This is a genomic window from Demequina salsinemoris, assembly GCF_000974805.1.
GTDB lineage: Bacteria > Actinomycetota > Actinomycetes > Actinomycetales > Demequinaceae > Demequina > Demequina salsinemoris.
On the sequence record NZ_BBQZ01000002.1, the window covers coordinates 218,708 to 240,550 of the forward strand.

Consider the following 21,843-nt stretch of genomic DNA (forward strand, 5'->3'; position numbering starts at 1 on the left):
GGCCCGTGTCCGCGTGTCCCCCCTTAAGGGGTGGGACACACGGGACACGGGGCCTTTTGCCGTGTCCCGGACACGGTGGGACACGGTGGGACACGGTATGTACCAGGAAAAATGCGGGACACGCTAACCGTGTCCCGGACACGGGACACGATGGGACACGTCGGGACACGCTCAACGGACCCATTCGGGCACCTCCCCGGACACCTCGAAGCCGTCCCCATCGGGCACGACGTGGCCGTGATCGACAAGCCACCTGCGGGCATCATCGACTGCCGTCCCGCGTCCGCTGACGGCCTTGCGGATCGCGGTCACGTTGGCCCCTGGATGGGCCTCGATGAACCTCCACACGGCGGCAGCTCGAACAGGGCGAGCGGGCGTCGAGGGAGCGGTGCTACCCGAGGTGCTGGGGGCCACGAGACGCGCGTCGAGGCCGTCGTCGTCGGGGGCGAGCCGCAAGTCAGCGACGGCTCGGCCCTCGTCGTGCCAGCCGTCGTTGTCCTTGACGGGCCAGTACCGGAAGGTTCCGGCGTTAGTGCGGGTCGGTGGCTCGATCACGTCGGCGCGGAGGATGGTGCCCTGGATCGCGGCATCCTTCCTAAGCGATCCAGCGGAGTCGCGGGCCTTGGCGTCGCCCTTGGGCGTGTGGTCCACCAGGACGACGGTCGCTCCCACATCGAGCAGGGGAGCGACGTAGCGGGTGTGCCACAGGTCGGCGTCGGGCGCGCTCTCGGTCAGTCGGCCCCCGGCGTACGTGCGGGCCATGCTCGCCCCTCGTGAGTCGATCAGCACGAGCGCGCCGCTGTAGACCTCGACGGACCGCTCGACCTCAGCCTCGACCCATAGCTCGATGCTGTCCGGCATGTGCCTCATCTGCCGGTAGTCGAACCGGCTGAGGATCGTGTCGATGTCGAGTCCCAGGAGCGTCAGCCGCTCGTACGCGCGGCGCGGACGATGCTCCACGTCGAGCATGAACACGGGCCAGCCCTCACGGGCCATGACGGACGCCGCAGAGAACAAGCCCAACCATGACTTGCCCGATCCTCGCGGGCCGATGATCGCGTTGTCCGTGCCCGGCGTCCACAGTGCGGCCCCGGTCGGTGTGCCCGTCTCCCGGTCCTCGACGGGCACGAGCGACGGACCCGGATCACGCTCACCAGCTGCGATCCGGGCGAGCAGGTCGGTCGGGTCGAACCTGGGCGGCATCCCGTACGTCGAGCGCGGGGGACCTCCGTCGCTGTCGGGTGCGTAGGTGCGCGGCTCAGTCATCCTCGACCCCCTCGGCGTCGAGGGCCTGGTCGTTGTCACAGGGATGGGTTACCGTGGTCGCGTCCCACACACCCCGCGTAGTCGTGGACATCTGACGGCGGCCCTTGCACCGGGCCGCCGTCGCCATGTTCGGAGTCATGCGCCGGGCGTCGTCAGGTTCTCCTCGATGTACGTGAGTATGTCCTCGGAGCGGTACCAGATGCGGCGGTCATCGCGAACGAACCTCGGGCCTTGCCCTCGGCGGCGCATGACTCGCAGACCTCCCGGTGTACGCCGCAGATAGCTCGCGGCCTCGGCGTCAGTGAGAAGGATTCCGGGGACCAGCGGACTTGCGGGTGCCTGGTCCGTGCGGGTCGGGATGGCGGTCAAAGCGGGTGCTCCTCGTGCTAGGTGCGCTCATGTCCGTCTCCTTGGTTCGCATGTTGCCTTTTCAGTTGGGGCGCGATGGGTTGGTGGTCGGCGGGGCCTCTCGGCGGTCGCTTTGCTGACCATAATCCCGTTACTGACTGTTTCGCGAACCGACACGCCAGCAAAGTAGCTGGTACACATACATTTTGTATGACCTGTAAGGGGAACTATGAAACTTACTACAAAATGTATTCATGGCATGGATTCGAGACAAGGGCCGCGCAACCAAGGGACGCCGCTGGCTCGTCGTATGGCGCGAGGACAAGCGCGAACGCTCCCGCGCGTTCACCTACAAGGCAGAGGCCGAACGGTTCGCCCGCGAGGTCGATAGCGCCCTCGACCGGGGCGAGACTCCCAGCGCGATCAAACGCACCCCCGACACGATGCCCACCGTCGAGGAGTACGCGACCAGGTGGCAAGCCGCACAGCCCTACGGCCCCAGCGCCACGGCCCAGCGCGCCACCGTCGTACGCCGCCACATCGTCCCCACCTTCGGACCGCTACCCCTGGACGCCCTCACACCCACCCATATCCGCGAATGGCTGGCCGTCATGCCCGGCGCGGAGTCGTCCCGACTGCACCGCTTCCGGGTGCTGTCCGCGATGCTCGGAGCCGCCGTCGATGACGGACTGATCGCGACCAACCCCTGCGCCGCGCGCTCGGTCAAGCCCCCTCGCCCCGTCTCCCGTCCCGTCGAAGTATGGGACGCCGACACCCTCGCCGCCGTCCGCACGGCCCTGCCTGAGCGATACCGGCTCCTGGTGGACCTCGGCGCGGGCCTAGGGCTTCGCCAGGGCGAGACGTACGGCCTCGGCCTACACGACGTAGACCTCGTGAACGGAATGGTCCAGGTCCGTCGCCAAGTACGCCTCGACGCACACCAGCCCGTCTACGCGCTCCCCAAGGGCGAAAAGACCCGCGAGGTCCCGCTCCCCGGCAACGTGGCCGACGCAATCCGAGAGCACCTAGAGAAGTTCCCAGCCCAGCCCGTCACGCTCCCGTGGGCCTCACGCGACCAGACGCTCGACGGCGAGCCGACGACCGTCGCGCTCCTGCTGACCACGCGGCGTCAGCGTCCCCTCGGACATCGCTACATGGTCACGAGCGCGTGGAAACCCGCGCTCAAGGCCGCAGGAGTGCCGCAGACGCGCGCGAACGGCTCCCACGTCCTACGCCACACGTTCGCGTCCCAGCTCCTCGGGGGAGGGGTCGGCGTCGCCGCCGTGTCCAAGTACCTCGGCCACGCCACGAGCGCGATCACGCTGTCCACCTACGCTCACATGCTCCCCAGCGCGGAAGCCGATGCTCGCCAGGTGCTCGACGCGCTCCTCAAACGCTGACGCGCACCTGACGGTCCTCACCGGGGGTCGTGCCGCTCGACAGGGGTGGCGCGGCCCCCTTCGCCGTCTCTGTCGGCTCCTCGCGGGCGTCCGGTCAGCGCGTCGTCAGCGCCTCGGCCCTGAGTCCTGGTCTGGTCAGCACCTAGTCAGCACCAGATGTCCCAGGGAGTAACAGTCAGTAACAACATTCACCGAAATTAGCCCTGGTAATCGCCAGTCTGGTCGGGTGAAAGCGCGGCAACCAGGAGCGATGGGGACACCGCGAATATTCGTAGTAGATCTTGTGCTCGAGGCTCGCCCAGAAGTCCATCGCGATCGTGCGGAACTGGACCTCGACGGGAACGTGCACCGTGGTCGAGGACAGGAAGACCGGCACCTCGACGATCGCGTGCAGGCTCTGGTAGCCGTTCGGCTTCGGCTCCGCGATGTAGTCCTTGACCGCGCGGACCGTCACGTCGTCCTGCTGGGTGAGCAGATCGAACAGACGGTAGACGTCGGACACGAAGGCGCAGGTCACCCGGATCCCCGCGATGTCGGTGATGTTGTCGCGGATCGCCTCGAGGTCGTGCGCGACGCCCTTGCGGTCGATCTTCTCCACGAGGCTCTCAGGCGACTTCACGCGGCTCGTCACATGCTCGATCGGGTTGTAGTCGTGCAGCTCCAGGAACTCATCGCGCAGGATCGACAGCTTCGTCTCGATCTCCCGCATGCCGAACTCGTACTGAAGGAGGAACCGCTGCATCTCGCGTCGCCAGGCCTTCACCTGCTCCGGCCCGCCGATCGGTCCGGCCGAGTACTCCACGAGCGCGAGAGCGTCGGGCGTGTTCAGCGTCATGGTGTCCTTCGTTGGGCGGCGTGGGCCGGTGGGCCCTCTGCATGGATGACGTGCGGCGTCGTCCGGGGGTTCCAGACACGCCGACGACGCGGCGGCCGGGTCGCGCCTGCCCTCCTCCCATCGTCCATGGCTAGGGTGGAGTGAGAGGAAGGGCGCTCCAGCGTACCCGCGCGAGACGCCCGCCCGGAAAGCAGCATCGTCCGCGAGGAGCACCCATGACCGCCGCACGTCCCATCCGCATCGCCGTCCAGATCAAGCCCCAGCACGTGCCCTACGAGCGCATCCGAGACATCGCGACGCAGCTCGAGGACATGGGCGTCGACATCCTGTTCAACTGGGATCACTTCTTCCCCCTCAGCGGGGACAGGGGCGGGCTGCACTTCGAGTCATGGACGATGCTCGCGGCGCTGGCAGAGCAGACCACGCGGGTCGAGATCGGCGCGCTCGTGAACTGCAACAGCTATCGCAACCCCGACCTCCAGGCCGACATGGCCCGCACCATCGACCACATCAGCGCCAAGGGTGGCGTGGGGCGCTTCATCTTCGGCACGGGCTCGGGCTGGTTCCAGCACGACTACGACGAGTACGGCTACGAGTTCGGCACGGTCGGCTCGCGCCTCGACGACCTGGGGGAGGCGCTGCCGCGCATCGAGGCGCGGTGGGAGAGGCTCAACCCCGCGCCCACCCGCAAGATCCCCGTCCTCATCGGCGGCGCGGGGGAGAAGAAGACTCTCAGGCTGGTCGCGAAGCACGCCGACATCTGGCACAGCTTCGCCGACGCGCCCACGCTCGAGCGCAAGCTCGGCATCCTCGCGCAGCACGGCGAGGCCGTCGGACGCGACGTGTCCGAGATCGAGATCTCGACCGAGATCCACAACCGGACGCTCGCGGAGGTCGAGGAGCAGGTGGACCTCGGGGCGTCCCTGTTCACGATCGGGCTCGATGCGCCCGACCCCGACCTCGCGGCCGTCGCCGAGTGGCTGTCGTGGAGGGACGGCCAGAACGCCGGCTGACCCCGTCACACCGTCCGGGGAACCTTCCCGGTGAGCTTCATGAAGGTGCACATCATGCGGTGCCCGCCGTCGGCGGTCCTGCCGAACATGAGCGGGCAGCCACCCGCGATCGCGGTCATGCCGTGCTCACGGCAGTACGTCGCGGCCTCATCGTCCACGCTCCCCGGTCCGAACGAGCGGTGCATCCACACGTCCTTGATGCCGAGCGTCTCGGCCTCCTTGACGGTCGCCAGCGCACGGTCGGCGCGGGTGCCGATGACGACGGCCTCCACGCCACCCGGCACCGCCGCGAGCGACGGATACGCGGGATCGCCCTCGACCTGGTCGGCGCTCGGATTGATGGCGAAGGTCTCGTAGCCGCGCTCCTTGAGGCGCCGGTAGACCAGGTTCGCGCCGTGATCCTCGCCGTGTCGCGACACCCCTGTGACCGCGATGCGCTGGTGGGACAGGAACTCCTCGGCGGCCTCGGCGATGCTAGTCATCTCATGCTCCTTCGCTCAGGCGGCAGGCCCGAGATCCATGGTGCGCCCGCCCAGCGGGCGTCGCAACGGGACCGCGCTGCGGGGCGACGACGCGGGCGGCGCACCTTCTGGCACCGAACGTCGCCTCCCCGACATCCGGGGCGCCCGGCGGTACTCTCGCCCCGTGAGCAACACTGGCGGAGACGACCGGCGCGACGGGTCGAACGGTGCGCCCGGCGCGCGTCGACCACCGTCGATCCAGCCCAAGGGAGGCGTGCCACGGGCCTCCTCGCGGTCCGGCGCGGGGCAGTCCTCGTCCCAGCCCAAGCCGGTGCGACGCTCCACCAGGCCCGCACCGCAGCAGCCCGCCGCGCCCGTCGACCCGCCGACCAAGGTGATGAAGCCGACCCCGGCATCGTCCTCGTCGAGGGTCGCGCCTCCGTCCATCCAGCCAGGCAGCCGGAAGCCCGCGACGCCCGGCACGGCCGAGCAGCGGGCACGGGCCGCCGAGGCCTACCGAGGCTCGGAGCCGGGTTCGACGCCGCCTGGCACGCTCCAGAGCCCTGCCCGGACCTCGAGCAAGAGGCGCAAGAAGCGCCGCCCCGTGCGCACGATTCTCACGGCCGCGCTGCTCGTCCTCGTGATCGGGCTGGGTGTGACCTGGGTATGGGTCGAGTCGAGGCTCAACCATGTGGACGCCCTGAGCGGCGCGGCCGACACCCCGGGCGAGACGTACCTCATCGTCGGCTCCGACTCGCGCGACGGCTGGAAGGATGACGGCACCGAGGGGGCGCGGACCGACACGATCATGGTGCTCCACAAGCCCGAGGACGGCCCTGTGGCGCTCATCAGCATCCCGCGCGACTCCTACGTGGAGATCCCCGGCAACGGCTCGGGCAAGATCAACGCGGCCTACGCGTGGGGCGGGGCACCGCTGCTCGTGGAGACCGTCGAGCAGCTCACCGGACTCACGATCGACCATTACATCGAGGTCGGGTTCTCCGGCGTCGTCGGCATCGTCAACGCGATCGGCGGCGTCGAGCTGTGCCTCGACTACGACGTCGACGACGTGAAGAGCCACCTCGAGTGGAAGGCCGGCTGCCACAAGGTGCATGGCAAGAAGGCGCTCGCCTTCGCCCGCATGCGCTACAGCGACCCGCTCGGAGACATCGGCCGCACCCAGCGTCAGCAGCAGGTGATCGCGGCCGTCGCCGACGGCATCCTGTCGCCCGCCACGTTCCTCAACCCCTTCCGGGCGTACAAGATCGCGGACGCAGGGCTTGACGCGTTCGCCGTGGACGAGGACACCCACACGCTCGACCTCGTGCAGGCCGCCCTCGTGTTCAACAGCGCGCGCGGCAGCGGAGCGGTCACCGGCACCCCGCCGATCGCGAGCATGAACTACCGCGTTGGCGGCCAGTCGACCGTCCTGCTCGACCCCGACACGATCGACTCCTTCTGGGACAAGATCGCGAACGGCGAGTTCGAGGCCGGCAGCGAGGTCGGCGGCGTCGAGTAGGTCCTCGTGGGTGGCCGCCGGTCGGTACGATCGTCGGGTCCACTTCGACACGTGGCCAGCGAGCCTGATCCGAGAGGACCCTCCACGACGATGACAGCCGACGCTTCGCGCGGATGGCGCGCGAGCCCCGTCTACCTCGTGGTCTCCGTCCTGCTGATCGCGTCCACGCTCAGGGCCCCCATCACCTCGGTGGGCCCCGTGATCGATCGGATCGGCGAGTCCACGGGGCTCGGCACGTCCGCGCTCGGCCTGCTCGGGACTCTGCCGCTCATCGCGTTCGCGGTCGTCTCCCCGTTCGTGAGCCGCATGGCGCGCAGGTGGGGCGCGGCGCGGGTCGTGCTCGTGGCCCTCGTGACGCTCGTCGCGGCGACGCTGCTGCGCTCGTCTCCTCTCGGCGTGGGCGCGCTGTGGGTCGGCACGCTCGCGATCGGCGCCGCGATCGCGGTGGGCAATGTGCTCGTGCCCGCGCTCGTCAAGCGGGACTTCCCTCGCGAGATCCCGCTCATGACGGGCGCGTACACGACCGTCCTGGGTGGCTTCGCCGCGATCGCGTCGGGGCTCGCCGTGCCGATCACGGTCGCCTATGGATGGCGCGTCGGGATCGGCTGCTGGGCGCTGTTCGGTCTGCTTGCGATCGCCGCGTGGGCGCCGCGTGTCGGACGCGAGGACGCGGGGCGACAGGACGTCACGGCTGCTGAGCCGAACGAACCGCGCTCGGGAGCGTCAGCCGTGCCGTCACGGCTGTGGACGTCACGCGACGCGTGGTGGGTCACCGCGTTCATGGGGTGCCAGTCGCTGACGTTCTACGTGCTGGTCACGTGGCTGCCGTCTATCGACGTCTCGTACGGCGCGAGCTCCGTCACGGCGGGATGGCACCAGTTCGGCTTCCAGCTCGTCGGCGTCGTCGCAGGCTTCGGCATCACCGCGTTCATGCGAGGCCGCGCGGACCAGCGGCTCGTCGCCGCCACGGCGAGCCTCGGTCTCGCGGTGGGCATGCTGGGCCTGGTGCTCGCGCCGTCCTTCGCGCTCGCGTGGATCCTGCTCGCGGGCGCGAGCGGCGGTGCCGCCTTCGTGATCTCGCTGACGCTCGTCGCGCAACGTGCGCGCACGGCCTACACCGCGGCGCGGCTGTCCGGGATGGCGCAGGGCGTCGGCTACACGGTCGCGGCCGTGGGCCCGCTGCTCGCGGGCATCGTGTTCGATCGCGCGGGCACCTGGATGCCGGTCGTGGTCGGCGTCGCCGCGGTCGCCGGCGTGCAGCTGGTCGTCGGGCTGTTCGCGGGGCGCGATCGGTACGTCGACGAGCCCACCGCTGAGGCGCCCGCAGTCGTCGCCTAGGGCCGAGCCTGCTCGACGAAGGCGAACTCGTACGGCGCGAGCGTCATCCGCTCCACCTCGACCCCCGTGATCAGGTTCGTGCCGCTCACTGCGACCACCGCATCGTCCTCGCCGAAGTTGACGAGCGTCACCACGTCCCCCCGACGCGACGCGTCGACGGTGGACGGCGCATCGGGGAGGACGGGCTCGACGCCCGTGGTCTCCGCCAGGTGACGGACGAGGGAGTCGCAGCCGTCATCGTCGAGCACGGTCGCCATGTACCAGGCACTTCCCTTGCCCGCCTGAGCCCGCGTGACCGCGGGGTTGCCGAGTCGCCTACCTGAGGAGAAGGTCGCGACCGCCTCGGCGCCGTCGAGCCAGATCTCCTCCGCGAAGAGCTCGCCGACGGCGTCGCCGAACGCGCCCTCGACGCGGGCCTCGCGCTCGCCGGGCTCGTCGGCGTCGCGGGGAACGAGGGCGCCGAAGTCCTCGAGGGTGATGCCGAGCATCGTCCCGAGGCGCTGGAGGAAGCCGCCGTCCAGGAAGTGGTCGCGCGAGTCGACGATGTCGCTGAACGGGCCCGTCAGCAGGGTGCCGCCGGCCTCGACGAAGCCCTCGAGCGCCGCGGCGCCCTCGTCGCGCATGAGGTAGAGCAGCGGAGCGATCGCGAGGCGGTGCTCACCGCCGACCTTCTCCGGCGGGACGATGTCCACCTGGATGTGCGCCCGCTGCAGCGCCGCGTGCCACCGCATGATGACCGCGAGGTAGTCGAGCCGGTTCTGCGGGTGGTCGGGGTTGTCGAGCGCCCACCAGTTCTCCCAGTCGAAGACCAGGGCGACCTGCGCGGGGGAGCCGGGCTCGAGCGTCGGCAGGGAGTCCAGCATGCCTCCGAGCCGCACGATCTCGCGCCACGTGCGCGTGCCGGTGCCCGCGTGAGGAAGCATCGCGGAGTGGAACTTCTCCGAGCCAGCCTTCGACTGGCGCCACTGGAAGAACAGGATGCCGTCGGCCCCGCGTCCGACGCACTGGGCGGAGAGCGCCTCCATCTGCCCGGGAGCCTTGGGAGCGTTGGACGGTCGCCAGTTGAGCGCGTTCGAGGACTGCTCCATGAGCAGCCACGGCGTGCGGGGCTTGAGCGAGCGCATGAGATCCCGCTGGAACGCCGCGGCGCGGAACGACTGCGGGTCGTTGGGGTCCGGGTAGGCGTCGTCGGAGACGACGTCCAGGTGCGGGGCCCACGCGGAGTAGTCGACGGCGGGCCACGCGCCCATGAAGTTCGTGGTGATCGGCTGGGTCGCGCCGGCGGAGCGGATGATCTCCTTCTCCATGAGCGCGCACTGGAGCAGGGCGTCGTTCGTGAAGCGTCGGAAGTCGAGCATCTGGCAGGGGTTCGAGGACGCGGGCGCGATCCGCGGGGGGAGCACCTGGTCGAACGACGAGTAGCGCTGGGACCAGAAGCTCGTGCCCCACGCGGCGTTGAGCGCCTCGACGGTGCCGTAGCGGTCCTCGAGCCACGCGCGGAAGGCGTCGCGCGCGTTGTCCGAGTAGTCCGCGTGCACATGGCACGCGTACTCGTTGTTGAGGTGCCACATCTGCACGGCTGGGTGGTCCTTGTAGCGCTCGACCATCGCGGTCACGAGCTCCGCGGCGAGGCGCCGATAGACCGGGGAGGACGGCGCGTAGTGCTGGCGGCCGCCCGGGCTCAGCGTGACGCCGTCGCGTGTGACCGGCAGGATCTCGGGGTACCTCTCGTGCATCCACGGCGGGGGCGAGGCGGTCGCGGTCGCGAGATCCACGCCGATGCCGCCCTCGTGCAGCAGGTCGATGATCCGGTCGAGCCAGTCGAAGTCGAACACGCCCTCGGCCGGCTGGATCCGGCTCCACGAGAACACCGCGAGGGTCACGATGTTGACACCGGCCTCGCGCATGCGCGCGACGTCGTCGTGCCAGACCTCCTCGGGCCATTGCTCAGGGTTGTAGTCGCCGCCGTAGTACATCGTTGTGCCTCCTGCTCCCGAGCGTAGTGCCGAGAGGGGGGTGCCCCTTGCGGGACCTTCGGCGGGGGTCGCCACGACCGGGAGCGTTCGCGTGCCCAGGCGTGACCCAGGCCTGGCGCAGGCGAGCCTAAGCCGGGCGAGCGCGCCGATGCTTCATCCGCGTCGTGCGTGGGAGGGATGAGGGTCGTCGACGTTGCTCGCGCGCCTCTCCGCAGAGCCCATCATCCAGCGGATCCCGTGGGTGGCCACGGCGCCCGCGGTCGGGCCGAGGACGCGCGTGGTCCAGCGATCGAGGCCGAGCTCGGCGCGCGCCCAGTCGGGCAGCAGCGCCACCGATCCCGCGGCGAGCAGCGCGTACGGCGGCCGTGTGAACCAGGGCAGGGGCGGCTCCCTGAGAAGGAAGGCGGCGGTGTCGAGGGCTGCGGGAGTTGCGCGCAGCTCGGGCCGGTACCTCGTGAAGGCCTCGGCGAGCTCCGCCGTCGTCCGGGGGACGTCGACCGCGCCGAGCCTCCTGGCGACCTCGCCGGACTGGGCGACGTACTCGTCGGCGCGCTCAGGGGTGAGCGGACGCTCGCCGTAGCGCTGATGCGCGGCGAGGAACGAGTCGGCCTCGGCGATGTGGACCCACGTGAGCAGGTGGGGGTCGGATGCCGCATACGGGCGGCCGTCGGGCGCGGTGCCGCGCACCTTCTCGTGCGCGTCGCGGACCATCTGGACCATGCGCTCGGCGTCGGCCTCCGCACCGAAGGTCGTGAACGCGAGGAACGTCGAGGTTCGCGCGAGGCGACCCCACGGGTCCCCGCGGTAGCCCGAGTGGCCCGCGACGCCGGCCATGGCGAGCGGGTGCAGCGACTGGAGCAGGAGCGCCCTGAGGCCGCCGACGAACGTGGTGACGTCGGCGTGCACGCGGCGGATCGGGGTGCCTGGAGGGAACCAGCGCGGGCCCGGTGTCTCGTGCACGCGGACCCGGGCCGCGTCGCCGTCGGGGCCCGCGATCTTGAGGAACACGGCGTGACCGGCGTTCCTGCGAAGCCGAGCGACAGGACTGGGTGACGGGGGCATGGTGATCGGTGAACGCTGGAGGGAGGGCGGGGGATTCCCCCGTCAGCCCCGCCCGGCGAGCCGTCCGAGCAGCCCGTTGCGCGCCGCCGGCCACTCGTAGTCGAGGATCGAGAAGACGACGGTGTCCCTGCGGGAACCGTTGGGAAGCAGCATGTGGCTGCGCAGCACGCCGTCCTGCTTGGCGCCGAGCCGGGCGATCGCTGCCCGCGACTGGTGGTTGTGCCAGTGCGTGCGGAACTCGACGGCGACGCAGCCGAGCTCGTCGAATGCCCGCGTGAGCAGGAGCAGCTTCGCGGCGGGGTTGATGCCGGTGCCGTGTGCCTCCTTCCCGAGCCAGGTGGAGCCGATCTCCAGCCGACGGTTGGGCTCGTCGAGGTTCATGTACGTCGTCATCCCGAGCGCCTTGCCCGACTCGGTGGAGACCACCGCCCACGGTGCCATGAGGCCCTCGAACTGGAGGGACAGCCGACGCTCGATCTCCTGCTCCATCGCGTGGGGGGCGGGGATCGAGGTGTACCAGGTGCGCCACAGGTCGCCGGCCGAGACGGCCTCGCACAGGTCGTCGTGGTGGCTCAAGGCGAGAGGCTCGAGCCGCACCAGTTCGTGGGTGAGCCGGGGGGTGTCGGCGAAGGTCATGACTTGAGCGTATCGCCGGAGTCGGGATTGACGAATGCAATAACGCGATATATCGTCACTGTGTCGCGATACGCCGCACGGTGCGGCGTCAGGTGCGACGTGAGAGGAGTTCATGATGAGAGATCACGACGACATGGCAGACGAGGGTTCACCCCGGCGCGGACGAGGCCCTGGACGAGGCGGGAGCCGCCAGCGTCACGGAGGCTTCGGCGATCACGGTGGCCCTGGACCCGGTGGCGAGTGGCCCGGACGACGCGGGTACGGGGGCCGACACGGCGGGGGCGGTCGCGGCGGTCGCCGCGGGCCCGGCGGCCGACCGCGCGGCGACGTGCGTGCCGCGATCCTGGTGCTGCTCGCCGAGCAGCCTCGTCACGGCTATGACCTGATCCACGAGATCGAGGAGCGCAGCGGTGGCGCGTGGACCCCGAGCCCCGGCTCGATCTACCCGACGCTCCAGGCGCTCGAGGACGAGGGCCTCGTCGCCATCGCCACCGTTGACGGACGCAAGACGGCCTCGCTCACGGACCTGGGAGAGGCCTGGGTCGGCGAGCACGGCGAGGAGCACGCGCGCCTGTTCGAGGTCAGCGCGGCGGAGGAGAGCGCGGGCGCCCTGCGGGGCGAGCTGCGCGCCCTGCACGAGGCCGCGATCCACGTCGCCCGCGTGCCCGGCGCGGATCTCACGCCTCAGGTGGTCGAGGTCCTGGCCGACGCGCGCAAGCGCCTGTATCGGCTGCTCGCCGACCAGGACTGACGCGACCCGGCACGCTGAGAAGCGTCCCGCGAAGACGGACGAAGGCCGTGACCCCGCACGGGGTCACGGCCTTCGTGTCGTCCGGAGTCCTTACGGAAGCGGCACCTCGGCGAGGTCGGACTCGGGCTCCGAGGTCTCGTCGTCCGCCGATGCGCGGTCGTAGTCGATGTCCTTGGTCTCGCGCGTGAGCACGAGCGCGATGAACGTCAGCGCGCCGGCGGCCGCCAGGTACAGGCCGACGGGCCACGTGCTGTCGGCAGCGGACCAGAGCGCGACCGCGATGATCGGCGCGAGCGCCGCACCGAGGATCGAGGACAGGTTGTAGGCGACCGCGGACCCGGTGTAGCGGACGTTGGTCGGGAACAGCTCGGGCAGCAGGGCCCCCATGGGGCCGAAGGTGAGGCCCATGAGGGTGAAGCCGATGATGAGGCCCGACTGCACCATCGCGCCGGTGAACGACGAATCGGTCTGCGCGCTGAAGAAGAACGGCAGCGCGAGCCCGAACACCACGATGGCGCCCGTGGTCCACAGCAGGGTGAGCCTGCGGCCGATCGCATCGGCGAGTGGGCCCGCGATCGCGGTGAAGATGCCGAAGAAGACGACGGCGATGATCTGCATGAGGACGAAGCTCTTGTAGGTCATGCCGAGGCCCGCAGGGGCGCCGTCGGCGGCGTGGGTGCCGTAGCTGAGCGTGAAGCTCGTCATCAGGTAGAAGAGCACGTAGGTCGCGAGCATGATGAACGTGCCGAGGATGACCTCGCGCCAGTGGTGCTTGAAGGTGTCGCCGATCGGGAGCTTGCGGATCTTCCCGCGCTTCTCGGCCTCGGTGAACGCCGACGACTCGACGAGCCTGAGACGGACCCACAGGCCGATGATGACCATGACGGCCGAGAACAGGAACGGGATCCGCCATCCCCAGCTGAGGAACGCGTCGGACGCGAGGAGCGAGTCCTCGGGGTGGGGCAGCAGCGCGTTGATCGTGAGGAACAGGCCGTTGGCGATGATGAAGCCGATCGGGGCGCCGAGCTGAGGGAACGTGCCGTAGAGGGCGCGCTTGCCCGCGGGGGCGTTCTCGGTCGCGACCAGGGCCGCGCCCGACCACTCGCCGCCGAGCGCGAAGCCCTGCGTCAGGCGCAGCACGAGCAGCAGGAACGGGGCCATGAGCCCGATGTGCTCGTAGGTGGGCAGCAGGCCGATCGCGAACGTCGCGATGCCCATCGTGAGCAGGGAGACGACGAGCGTGGCCTTGCGACCGCGGCGGTCGCCCATGTGACCGAAGACGAGCGCGCCGACGGGGCGCGCGACCATGGCGGCCCCGAACACGGCGAATGACGCGAGCAGCGCCGTGGTGTCGTTGTCGGAGGGGAAGAACAGCTTCGGGAACACGAGCACGGCCGCGGTCGCGTAGACGTAGAAGTCGTAGAACTCGATGGTCGTGCCGACGAGGCTCGCGGTGATGACGCGGCCTGGGCTGTTCAGATTGGTCTGGTTCGTGGATGACATGCGACCTCCATGCATGTGGTCTGGCGTTCGGCGATGGCAATGTGCTGAACGACTGCTCAACACCCTAGCGAGAATCCCACGGATTGAAATCGACGTCTCAACATGCGAGATGCGGCGGGGGTGGGGACGATGCGGTGGCAGGGACGCCATGGGGATGGAGACGATGCTGGGGCAGGGACGACGCGGGGGCAGGGACGATGCGGGGTGGGGACCGCGTGTGCGCGGTCCCAGCGGTCAGCGCACCCCGCCGTAGATGCTCGCGATCACGTCGGCGAAATGGGCTTCGACCTGCGCCCTGCGTACCTTGAGCGAGGCCGAGAGCTCATCGCGCTTCTCGCTCAGCTCGCGCGGGAGAACGCGCCACTCGCGGATGGCCTCGGCGCGCGAGACGAGCAGGTTCGCCTGGTCGACGATGTGCTGGAGGTGCTCCTTCACGAACGGGTGCTCCGCGGCCTCCGCGACCGACATCGACGGCAGGCCCTTCGTCTTGAGCCAGGCGGGAAGCATCGTCTCGTCGAGCGACAGCAGTGCCCCGATGAACGGCTTGCCGTCGCCGACCACGACCACCTCCTGGACGAGCGGGTAGGGCCGGATCGCGTCCTCGAGCGCGGCGGGCTGGACGTTCTTCCCTCCGGCCGTCACGAGGATCTCCTTCTTGCGTCCCGTGATGGTCAGGTGGCCGTCCTCGTCGATCGACCCGAGATCGCCGGTGCGGAACCAGCCGTCCTCCATGGCCTCGGCCGTCGCCTGAGGGTTGCGGTAGTAGCCCACGAACATGTTGGAGCCCTGCGCGAGGATCTCGCCGTCCTCTGCGATCCTCACCGCACCGCCGGGGTAGGGCCGGCCGACGGTGCCGACCTTGACGTGCGACGGCGGATTGCAGGTCATCGGGCCCGCGAGCTCCGTGGCGCCGTAGCCCTCCATCACGTGGATCGCGAGCCCGCCGTAGAAGTGCGCGATCTTCTCCGACAGCTTCGCGCCGCCGCACACGATGTACTTGAGCCTGCCGCCGAGCGCGGCCTGGACCTTGTTCAGCACGAGCCGCTTCGCGATCCAGGCCTTCACGTGCAGGCCGAGGGTGCGATGGCCGGTCTGTCGCGTGCGGTCGATGTCCCGCGAGACCTCGGCCGCCCACCGGAACAGTCGCTGGCGGATCGGCCCGCCGGCGCGTGAGTCGACCACGTTGTAGAACGTCTCGAGCACGCGCGGCACGGCCATGATCCAGGTCGGCTTGAAGGTCGTGAGGTCCTGCGCGAGCGTCTTGGGGCTCGGCGCGAGGCCGAGCACGGCTCCGCAGTGCAGCGCGAGCGTCTCGACGTGTCGCGCGAGCACGTGCGCGAGCGGCAGGAACAGCAGCAGGCGAGCCCCGTCATGCGCGAGCGTCCCGAAGTCGTCATCGGCGGCGCCGTTGATGGTCCACTCGACGAAGGCCCGATGCGGGAGCGCGACGCCCTTGGGCCGCCCTGTCGTGCCCGACGTGTAGACGATCGTGGCGATGTCATCCTTGGTGATGCCGTCGGCGCGGGCGGCGAGCTCGTCGTCCGACACGTGATCGCCCGCGGCCTTGAGGAGGTCGACCGCGGGGGAGTCGGCGTCGTCGATCACGAGGACCCGAGGGCCGCCCTCGATCGCGCGCGCGATCGAGCCGTGACCGTCGTTCTCGACCACGATCAGCGACAGCTCGGCGTCGTCGTTGATGCCCTGGACCTGGTGCTGCGACGACGTGGGGTAGATCGGCACCGTGATGGCGCCTGCGGCCTGGATCGCGAAGTCGACGAGCACCCACTCGTAGCGGGTGTTGCACTGCAGGGCGACGGTGGACCCCTTCTCGACGCCCAGCATCATGAGGCCCTTCGCGACCTGCTCGACCTCCGCGAGGAAGTCGGCGATCGTGACGCCGGTCCATGCCCCCGCATCGTCCTTGTACTCGCAGTACACGTGCGCGGGCGCCTCGGCGGCGCGCGTGCGCAGGAGCGCGATGAAGGTGTGGTCGCGAGGGGTGTCGACTGCGAGCGGGATCGTCGTCGAAGGTGCAGTCAGTGCCATGAAGCGAGTCTAGACCCGTACCTACGGGACCGTAACCTACGCGGACGTAGGCGTGGCGCGCGTCGTCGGGAGGGCGATCAGCCCCGGTCCGAGGCCTTCTCGCCTCGCTTGGCGGCCTTCTTCGCGTTCCTCTCGGCCAGCTTCGCGTTCTCCTTGGCGCGGGCCTTCTCCTTCACGCACTCGGCGTGCGCGGCGGCCGCGGCGCCCACGATGCCGGCGCCGTTGAGCAGCTCTGCCGGCACGATCGGGGCGCGGAGCGTCAGGTGCGGCAGGAACATGTGGCTCTTCTTGGACACGCCGCCGCCGACGATGATCATGTCCGGCCAGAACAGCCGCTCGATCTCCGAGTAGTACTTCTGCAGCTCCGCGATCCAGCCGTCCCAGTCGAGGCCCAGGCGCGTTCGCGCGGACTCGGCGGCGTACTCCTCGGCGTCGTGGCCATCGATGATGATGTGCCCGAGCTCGAGATTCGGGACCAGGGTGCCGTCGACGATCATCGCCGTGCCGATGCCCGTGCCGAGCGTCGACATGAAGATCGACCCGTCGCGGCCGTGCGCGGCGCCGTAGCGGTACTCGCCGAATCCCGCGGCGTCCGCGTCGTTGAGGACGTGCACGTCGTGACCCGCGTAGTCACGGATGAGCTCGCGCAGATTCACGCCGATCCACGAGTCCTCGACGTTCGCCGCGGTCTTGACGACACCGTGCTGGATCACGCCGGGGAAGGCGACCCCGATGGGTGTCTTGCGAGACGGCTCGAACTTGGCGATGCACTTGGCGACGGTCTTGCCCACGGCCTCGGGCGTCGACGGCTGCGGCGTCGGGATCCGATAGCGCTCGTCGGCGAACTCGCCGGTCTTGAGGTTCACGGGCGCGGCCTTGATGCCCGAGCCGCCGATGTCGACGCCGATCGCGATGTGCTTGCTCATGGTGCTGTCAGTACCTCCGGGCCGTCCTCGGTGATGAGGATCGTGTTCTCGAACTGGGCCACCCAGCCGCCGTCGTCCGTGACGACCGTCCAGCCGTCGTTCCACTCGTGGTTCTCCTCCGAACCGTCCACGAGCATGGGCTCGACCGTGAAGACCATGCCGACCTCGATGACGTCGTCGTGGTACGGCGCCGCGTCGTAATGGGGGATCACGAGCCCCGTGTGGAAGGCGGGTCCCACACCATGCCCGGTGTAGCTGCGGACGGACTCGTAGCCGAAGCGTGCGGCGTACTTCTCGATCACCCGCCCGATGACGTTGACCTGACGCCCGGGCACCGCCGCCTTGATCCCACGCATCATCGCCTCGTGCGTCACCTCCACGAGCTGCTTCGCGCGGTCCGAGCCCTCGCCTGCGATGAACGACGCGCAGTTGTCGCCGTGCACGCCGTTCTTGTACGCGGTGAGGTCGACCTTCACGATGTCCCCCTCCTCGATCACGGTCGAGTCAGGGATCCCGTGGCAGATGACCTCGTTGATCGAGGTGCACAGCGACTTGGGGAACGGCGGCCGGCCCGCGGCGCCCGGATAGCCGAGCGTCGAGGGGTACGCGCCATGGTCGAGACAGAACTCGTGCCCGATGCGGTCGAGCTCGTCGGTCGTCACGCCAGGGCGCACCGCCTTGCCGATCTCCACGAGGGCCTGCGCTGCGATCCGGCCGCTCTCGCGGATGTGCTCGACGGTCTCGGCGTCGTAGACGTCACCACCGCTCCACCGAGGGGCGCGCTTGCGGCCCACGTACGGAGGGCGGCCGATGTCCTTGGGCACGTCGCGCAACGGCGACACGACCCCCTTGACGATGCTCTCGCGGGCATGGCTCATACCTGGCAGTCTATTCATGGAGGCGAGGCCGATGCCGTACGAGGGTCCCGAACGCGTGGAGTACTACTTCAACGCCCGCACGGGTGAGGTCGAGGAGGGGCGCCAGAGCTCCTGGGACGACCTGATGGGTCCCTACGCGACGCGCGAGGACGCCGCCCAGGCCTTCGAGATCGCCCGCAAGCGCAGCGCCGCGTGGGACGACGACGACGCCGACTGGGGCGGCAGCAAGGACTGATCCGCCGGCGCGCTCGTGCGCCGATCCCTCCCGCTGGCGAGTCGCCCGTTCCGGGCGGACGATGGAATGACAGGGCCAGCAAGGAGGCCGCGTCATGAGCGTCCACGTCAACATCGACAACTTCGTGAGGGCCGAGAGCGACCGCATGCTCGTCGCGCTCCAACGGCAGGCGGGCGGCGTCAACCGACTCCATCACAACCGGGTGCCGACGCCGGTCGAGTCGCAGCCGGTGATCCGCATGAACCGCGACACCCTGTACAGCTCCGCGGTCGTGGATCTCGCCAAGCCCGTCGAGCTGGTGCTGCCGCAGGCGGGCGACCGCTACCTGTCCGCGATGGTGGTCAACAACGATCACTACATCCCGCTCGTCCTGCACTCCGCAGGCAAGTACTGGCTGAGCGTCACCGAGGCGGGCACCCGTTACGCGATGATCGGCATCCGCATCCTCGTGGATCCCTCCGACCCGAAGGACGTCGAGGCCGTGCAGGCGCTGCAGGACGCGATCGAGGTCGTCGCCGACGGGGGAGAGGACCTCGTCGCGCCGAACTACGACCTCGCCGATCTCGACGCGACCCGCAAGGCTCTCGAGGTGCTCGGCGCAGGGCTCGACAGCTTCGACGGCGCGTTCGGGGCCAAGGGCAAGGTCGACCCGATGCGTCATCTGATCGGCACGGCGACCGGGTGGGGAGGGCTGCCGACGTCGGAGGCGGTCTACGTGAGCGCCCGCCCTGACGATCCCTCCGTGGACTGCCAGCTGACCATGGTCGATGTGCCCGTCGACGCGTTCTGGTCCGTCTCCGTGTACAACGAGGACGGCTTCTTCGAGCCGCATCCGTCGGGTCGCTACTCCGTCAACAGCGTCACCGCGGTGCCCGACGCGGATGGCGCCGTCGTGGTGCGCTTCGTTCACGGAGCGCCCGAGGGTCCGAACGACATCCCGGTCCCGGAGCGATGGAACATGGTCGCCCGGCTCTACCAGCCGCACGACCCGGTGCTCACCGGTGCATGGCGGGTTCCCCCGCTCGCGAGGACCCACCCCGCGCACGCGTGAGGAGGCGCGGTCCGGAGCAGGCTCAGCTCTCGAACGTGTGCTCCGCCGCGGGGAACTCGACGCCCTTGACGGCCTGCACATAACCCGCGGCGGCGTTCGTCATCTCCGCGCCCACCGCGCCGAACTGGCGCGAGAACCGCGGGTGCCAATCGCCCACGCCTGCCATGTCGAGCCACACGAGGACCTGACCGTCGGTCGACGATCCGGCGCCGATGCCGATGGTCGGGATGTCGAGCGCCTTCGTGACGGCCTCGGCAGCGGGCGCCGCGACCATCTCGAGCACGACGGCGAAGGCCCCGGCCTCCTGCAGCGCGAGCGCATCGTCCAGGAGATCCTGGAGGCCCTGCTCGCCGCGCCCCTGGACGCGGTGACCGCCGAGCGCGTTCTCACTCTGCGGCGTGAAGCCCAGATGGCCGCAGAAGGGGATCCCCGCGTCCGTGACGGCCTTCACCTGCCGTGCGACGCGTCGGCCGCCCTCGAACTTGATCGCCTGCGCGCCGGAGAGCTTCATCATCCTGATCGACGACTCGACGGCCTGCTCGGGCGAGACCTCGTACGTCCCGAAGGGCAGGTCCGCGACCACGAATGCCCGCTCGGCGGCGCGCGACACGGCGCGCGCGAACGGGATCATCTCGTCGAGCGTGACCGGGACGGTCGAGTCGTAGCCGAGCACGTTGTCGCCCAGGGAGTCGCCGACGAGCAGCATGTCGACGCCCGCTGCGTCGAAGGCCTTGGCCGTCGGGAAGTCGTAGGCCGTCAGCATGGTGATCTTCTCACCGCGCTGCTTCATCTCCTTGAAGTGGTGGATCCGCACCTTCTTGAGGCTCATGGATTCACTTTCTCACGTGGAGCGCGCTACTTCTCACGCCAGCGAGACGTCACGGGAAGCCTGCGGTCCCGCCCGAAGGCGAGAGCAGTCACCTTGGGTCCGAGCGGGTACTGCCTGCGCTTCCATTCGGCGCGGTCCACGAGCGAGAGGACCTTGTCCACGACGGCCTCGTCGAAGCCGCGCGCGAGCAGCTCCTCTCGGCCCTCGGCGTGCTCCACGTACGCGTCGAGCACCTCGTCCAGGAGCGCGTAGTCGGGCAGCGAGTCCTGGTCGGTCTGGCCAGGGCGCAGCTCGGCCGACGGCGGCTTCTCGATCGAGCTCACCGGGATCGGCTCGACCTCGCCCCTCGACCGCGCGAGGGCGTTTCGCCACCGCGCGAGCGCCCACACGCGCGTCTTGTCGAGGTCCTTGAGCGGCGCGAAGCCGCCGATCGAGCCCGCGTCGTAGATGGTCGCGTAGCCCGTCGCGAGCTCCGACTTGTTGCCAGGGGCGATCACCAGGTGGTTCTCGCGGTTGGAGATCGCCATGAGGATCACGCCGCGCACGCGCGCCTGCAGGTTCTCCTCGGCGACGCCGGTGAGCGCGAGCTGCGCCTGGAACGCGTCGACGAGCGGCGCGATGGGCTGGACCCGGTAGTCGGCGCCGATGCGCTTGCACAGGTCGGCCGCGTCGTCCTTGGAGTGCTCGGAGGAGAACTCCGACGGCATCGAGACGCCGACCACGTTCGAGCCGCCGATCGCGTCGGCGGCGATCGCGGCGGTGAGCGCCGAGTCGATGCCGCCCGAGACGCCGAGCACGATCGAGGAGAAGCCGTTCTTGTTCACGTAGTCGCGCAGCCCTGTGACGACGGCCCGATACGCCTGCTCGTCCTCGGAGGCGAAGTCCACTACCTCGCCCTGGACCGGGACGGTGCCGCGCGCGGGCACGTCCCAGGTGACGAGGGAGTCCTCGAAGCCGGGGGAGTTCGCCATCCACGAGCCGTCGGCCGCGACGATGAACGAGTGGCCGTCGAACACGAGGTCGTCCTGTCCGCCCCACATGTTCACGTACGCGAGCGGCGCGCCGACCTCGGCCGCGCGACGGCGCGCGAGCTCGGTGCGGACGATGCCCTTGCCCTCCTCGAACGGGGAGCCGTTGAGCACGAGCAGCAGGTCGAGGTCCTCGGAAGCGAGTGCGGCCACCGGCCCGCCGTCCTGCCAGATGTCCTCGCACACGACGATGCCGATGCGCGCGCCGTCCACGGTGATCAGGCAGGGCTCATGGCCGGGGGCGAAGATGCGACGCTCGTCGAACACGCCGTAGTTGGGGAGGTGGTGCTTGGAGTAGCGCGCGGTAATCTCGCCTCCGTGCAGGACGACGGCGTCGTTGGTCGGGCGTCCGTCGCCGTTGGTGCCCAGCGTTCCCAGGACGACGGTGAGGTCGCCGAGGCCCGCATCGTTCAGGTCCGCGGCGATCTGGTGGACGGCGCGCTCGGCGGCGCGTTGGAAGCTCGCGCGCAGCGCGAGGTCCTCGATCGGGTAGCCCGTCGTCGTCATCTCCGGGAAGGCGACGAGGCGCGCGCCCTTGTCGGCCGCCGCGCGGCAGCCCTCCACGATCAGGGCGGCGTTACCTGCGATGTCGCCCACGCAGGTGTTGATCTGTGCCATCGCGATGCGCAGGTCCGTCATGCCGTCAGCCTACGACGGAACCGGAAGGTGCCAGCGCGCGTTCGCTGGCCGTAGGAACGGTTCAACCAGGTAACACGAACGTCATGCGGATGAGGCAGGATGA

The 21,843-nt window shown here is 69.6% G+C and carries 20 protein-coding genes; 7 read left to right on the forward strand and 13 right to left on the reverse strand.

Annotated elements, in window-relative coordinates:
- Positions 1-171 precede the first annotated feature (171 nt).
- Positions 172-1,266, reverse strand: a complete 1,095-nt coding sequence (locus AOP78_RS04605) for an AAA family ATPase (RefSeq protein WP_062202049.1) — start codon at positions 1,264-1,266, stop codon at positions 172-174.
- A gap of 135 nt (positions 1,267-1,401) precedes the next feature.
- Positions 1,402-1,635 (reverse strand): helix-turn-helix domain-containing protein, encoded by a 234-nt coding sequence (locus AOP78_RS15590; protein ID WP_369401076.1) that lies wholly within the window; start codon positions 1,633-1,635, stop codon positions 1,402-1,404.
- A 233-nt stretch (positions 1,636-1,868) separates the two neighbouring features.
- On the opposite strand from AOP78_RS15590, the gene AOP78_RS04610 reads away from it, so the two are divergent.
- Positions 1,869-3,014 (forward strand): tyrosine-type recombinase/integrase, encoded by a 1,146-nt coding sequence (locus AOP78_RS04610; protein ID WP_062202050.1) that lies wholly within the window; start codon positions 1,869-1,871, stop codon positions 3,012-3,014.
- 175 nt (positions 3,015-3,189) lie between these two features.
- Here AOP78_RS04610 and AOP78_RS04615 read toward each other — a convergent pair whose 3' ends face one another.
- Positions 3,190-3,756: a GTP pyrophosphokinase gene (locus AOP78_RS04615; RefSeq protein WP_236685315.1), complete on the reverse strand. Its 567-nt coding sequence runs from the start codon at positions 3,754-3,756 to the stop codon at positions 3,190-3,192.
- 308 nt (positions 3,757-4,064) lie between these two features.
- Between AOP78_RS04615 and AOP78_RS04620 the strand changes: the two genes are divergently transcribed.
- Positions 4,065-4,862 (forward strand): LLM class F420-dependent oxidoreductase, encoded by a 798-nt coding sequence (locus tag AOP78_RS04620; protein WP_062202051.1) that lies wholly within the window; start codon positions 4,065-4,067, stop codon positions 4,860-4,862.
- Between the two features lie 5 nt (positions 4,863-4,867).
- Here AOP78_RS04620 and AOP78_RS04625 read toward each other — a convergent pair whose 3' ends face one another.
- Complete coding sequence (locus AOP78_RS04625) at positions 4,868-5,344, reverse strand: CoA-binding protein (RefSeq protein WP_062202052.1); 477 nt, start codon at positions 5,342-5,344, stop codon at positions 4,868-4,870.
- A gap of 163 nt (positions 5,345-5,507) precedes the next feature.
- Here AOP78_RS04625 and AOP78_RS04630 point away from each other — a divergent pair, with 163 nt between their 5' ends.
- Positions 5,508-6,842: an LCP family protein gene (locus AOP78_RS04630; RefSeq protein ID WP_236685295.1), complete on the forward strand. Its 1,335-nt coding sequence runs from the start codon at positions 5,508-5,510 to the stop codon at positions 6,840-6,842.
- 90 nt (positions 6,843-6,932) lie between these two features.
- The gene (locus AOP78_RS04635; protein WP_062202053.1) at positions 6,933-8,180 is read left to right on the forward strand and encodes a CynX/NimT family MFS transporter; all 1,248 of its coding nucleotides are present in this window, start codon (positions 6,933-6,935) and stop codon (positions 8,178-8,180) included.
- On the opposite strand, the gene AOP78_RS04640 is transcribed toward AOP78_RS04635, so the two are convergent.
- The 3 genes from AOP78_RS04640 to AOP78_RS04650 form a co-directional block, all read right to left on the reverse strand.
- Positions 8,177-10,156, reverse strand: a complete 1,980-nt coding sequence (locus AOP78_RS04640) for a beta-galactosidase (protein WP_062202054.1) — start codon at positions 10,154-10,156, stop codon at positions 8,177-8,179. The genes AOP78_RS04635 and AOP78_RS04640 overlap by 4 nt on opposite strands.
- A gap of 153 nt (positions 10,157-10,309) precedes the next feature.
- The gene (locus tag AOP78_RS04645; protein WP_369401077.1) at positions 10,310-11,164 is read right to left on the reverse strand and encodes an oxygenase MpaB family protein; all 855 of its coding nucleotides are present in this window, start codon (positions 11,162-11,164) and stop codon (positions 10,310-10,312) included.
- 96 nt (positions 11,165-11,260) lie between these two features.
- On the reverse strand, positions 11,261-11,854 hold the full coding sequence (locus tag AOP78_RS04650) for a GNAT family N-acetyltransferase (RefSeq protein WP_062202056.1): 594 nt from the start codon (positions 11,852-11,854) through the stop codon (positions 11,261-11,263).
- 328 nt (positions 11,855-12,182) lie between these two features.
- Between AOP78_RS04650 and AOP78_RS04655 the strand changes: the two genes are divergently transcribed.
- Entirely contained in the window at positions 12,183-12,605 is a 423-nt protein-coding gene (locus AOP78_RS04655; protein WP_062202057.1) for a PadR family transcriptional regulator, read from the forward strand.
- 90 nt (positions 12,606-12,695) lie between these two features.
- Here AOP78_RS04655 and AOP78_RS04660 read toward each other — a convergent pair whose 3' ends face one another.
- The 4 genes from AOP78_RS04660 to map form a co-directional block, all read right to left on the reverse strand.
- A complete protein-coding gene (locus AOP78_RS04660) occupies positions 12,696-14,108 on the reverse strand; it encodes an MFS transporter (protein WP_062202058.1) in 1,413 nt (470 codons plus the stop codon).
- 234 nt (positions 14,109-14,342) lie between these two features.
- Positions 14,343-16,154: an AMP-dependent synthetase/ligase gene (locus AOP78_RS04665; protein ID WP_062202059.1), complete on the reverse strand. Its 1,812-nt coding sequence runs from the start codon at positions 16,152-16,154 to the stop codon at positions 14,343-14,345.
- Between the two features lie 77 nt (positions 16,155-16,231).
- Positions 16,232-17,080 carry a polyphosphate--glucose phosphotransferase gene (gene ppgK / locus AOP78_RS04670; RefSeq protein WP_062202060.1) on the reverse strand — a complete coding sequence of 283 codons (849 nt, stop codon included), beginning with the start codon at positions 17,078-17,080 and terminating at the stop codon, positions 16,232-16,234.
- The gene (map, locus tag AOP78_RS04675) at positions 17,077-17,958 is read right to left on the reverse strand and encodes a type I methionyl aminopeptidase (RefSeq protein WP_062202061.1); all 882 of its coding nucleotides are present in this window, start codon (positions 17,956-17,958) and stop codon (positions 17,077-17,079) included. Before map ends, ppgK begins: the two co-directional genes overlap by 4 nt.
- A gap of 16 nt (positions 17,959-17,974) precedes the next feature.
- On the opposite strand from map, the gene AOP78_RS04680 reads away from it, so the two are divergent.
- On the forward strand, positions 17,975-18,193 hold the full coding sequence (locus AOP78_RS04680) for a hypothetical protein (RefSeq protein WP_066730237.1): 219 nt from the start codon (positions 17,975-17,977) through the stop codon (positions 18,191-18,193).
- Positions 18,194-18,287: 94 nt separating this feature from the next.
- Positions 18,288-19,244 carry a DUF1214 domain-containing protein gene (locus AOP78_RS04685; protein WP_062202063.1) on the forward strand — a complete coding sequence of 319 codons (957 nt, stop codon included), beginning with the start codon at positions 18,288-18,290 and terminating at the stop codon, positions 19,242-19,244.
- A gap of 22 nt (positions 19,245-19,266) precedes the next feature.
- Here the strand turns inward: AOP78_RS04685 and panB are convergent, their stop codons facing one another.
- Positions 19,267-20,073: a 3-methyl-2-oxobutanoate hydroxymethyltransferase gene (panB, locus tag AOP78_RS04690; RefSeq protein ID WP_062202064.1), complete on the reverse strand. Its 807-nt coding sequence runs from the start codon at positions 20,071-20,073 to the stop codon at positions 19,267-19,269.
- Positions 20,074-20,099: 26 nt separating this feature from the next.
- Positions 20,100-21,740, reverse strand: a complete 1,641-nt coding sequence (locus AOP78_RS04695) for an NAD+ synthase (RefSeq protein WP_062202065.1) — start codon at positions 21,738-21,740, stop codon at positions 20,100-20,102.
- Between the last annotated feature and the right edge of the window lie 103 nt (positions 21,741-21,843).

What these genes read in the sequence shown, in the direction of transcription:
- AOP78_RS04605 (WP_062202049.1), bottom strand. Translation starts at nt 1,266, where the DNA reads ATGACTGAGCCGCGCACCTACGCACCCGACAGCGACGGAGGTCCCCCG.
- AOP78_RS04610 (WP_062202050.1), top strand. Translation starts at nt 1,869, where the DNA reads ATGGCATGGATTCGAGACAAGGGCCGCGCAACCAAGGGACGCCGCTGG.
- AOP78_RS04615 (WP_236685315.1), bottom strand. Translation starts at nt 3,756, where the DNA reads ATGCAGCGGTTCCTCCTTCAGTACGAGTTCGGCATGCGGGAGATCGAG.
- AOP78_RS04620 (WP_062202051.1), top strand. Translation starts at nt 4,065, where the DNA reads ATGACCGCCGCACGTCCCATCCGCATCGCCGTCCAGATCAAGCCCCAG.
- AOP78_RS04625 (WP_062202052.1), bottom strand. Translation starts at nt 5,344, where the DNA reads ATGACTAGCATCGCCGAGGCCGCCGAGGAGTTCCTGTCCCACCAGCGC.
- AOP78_RS04635 (WP_062202053.1), top strand. Translation starts at nt 6,933, where the DNA reads ATGACAGCCGACGCTTCGCGCGGATGGCGCGCGAGCCCCGTCTACCTC.
- AOP78_RS04640 (WP_062202054.1), bottom strand. Translation starts at nt 10,156, where the DNA reads ATGTACTACGGCGGCGACTACAACCCTGAGCAATGGCCCGAGGAGGTC.
- AOP78_RS04650 (WP_062202056.1), bottom strand. Translation starts at nt 11,854, where the DNA reads ATGACCTTCGCCGACACCCCCCGGCTCACCCACGAACTGGTGCGGCTC.
- AOP78_RS04660 (WP_062202058.1), bottom strand. Translation starts at nt 14,108, where the DNA reads ATGTCATCCACGAACCAGACCAATCTGAACAGCCCAGGCCGCGTCATC.
- AOP78_RS04665 (WP_062202059.1), bottom strand. Translation starts at nt 16,154, where the DNA reads ATGGCACTGACTGCACCTTCGACGACGATCCCGCTCGCAGTCGACACC.
- ppgK (WP_062202060.1), bottom strand. Translation starts at nt 17,080, where the DNA reads ATGAGCAAGCACATCGCGATCGGCGTCGACATCGGCGGCTCGGGCATC.
- map (WP_062202061.1), bottom strand. Translation starts at nt 17,958, where the DNA reads ATGAGCCATGCCCGCGAGAGCATCGTCAAGGGGGTCGTGTCGCCGTTG.
- AOP78_RS04680 (WP_066730237.1), top strand. Translation starts at nt 17,975, where the DNA reads ATGGAGGCGAGGCCGATGCCGTACGAGGGTCCCGAACGCGTGGAGTAC.
- AOP78_RS04685 (WP_062202063.1), top strand. Translation starts at nt 18,288, where the DNA reads ATGAGCGTCCACGTCAACATCGACAACTTCGTGAGGGCCGAGAGCGAC.
- panB (WP_062202064.1), bottom strand. Translation starts at nt 20,073, where the DNA reads ATGAGCCTCAAGAAGGTGCGGATCCACCACTTCAAGGAGATGAAGCAG.
- AOP78_RS04695 (WP_062202065.1), bottom strand. Translation starts at nt 21,740, where the DNA reads ATGACGGACCTGCGCATCGCGATGGCACAGATCAACACCTGCGTGGGC.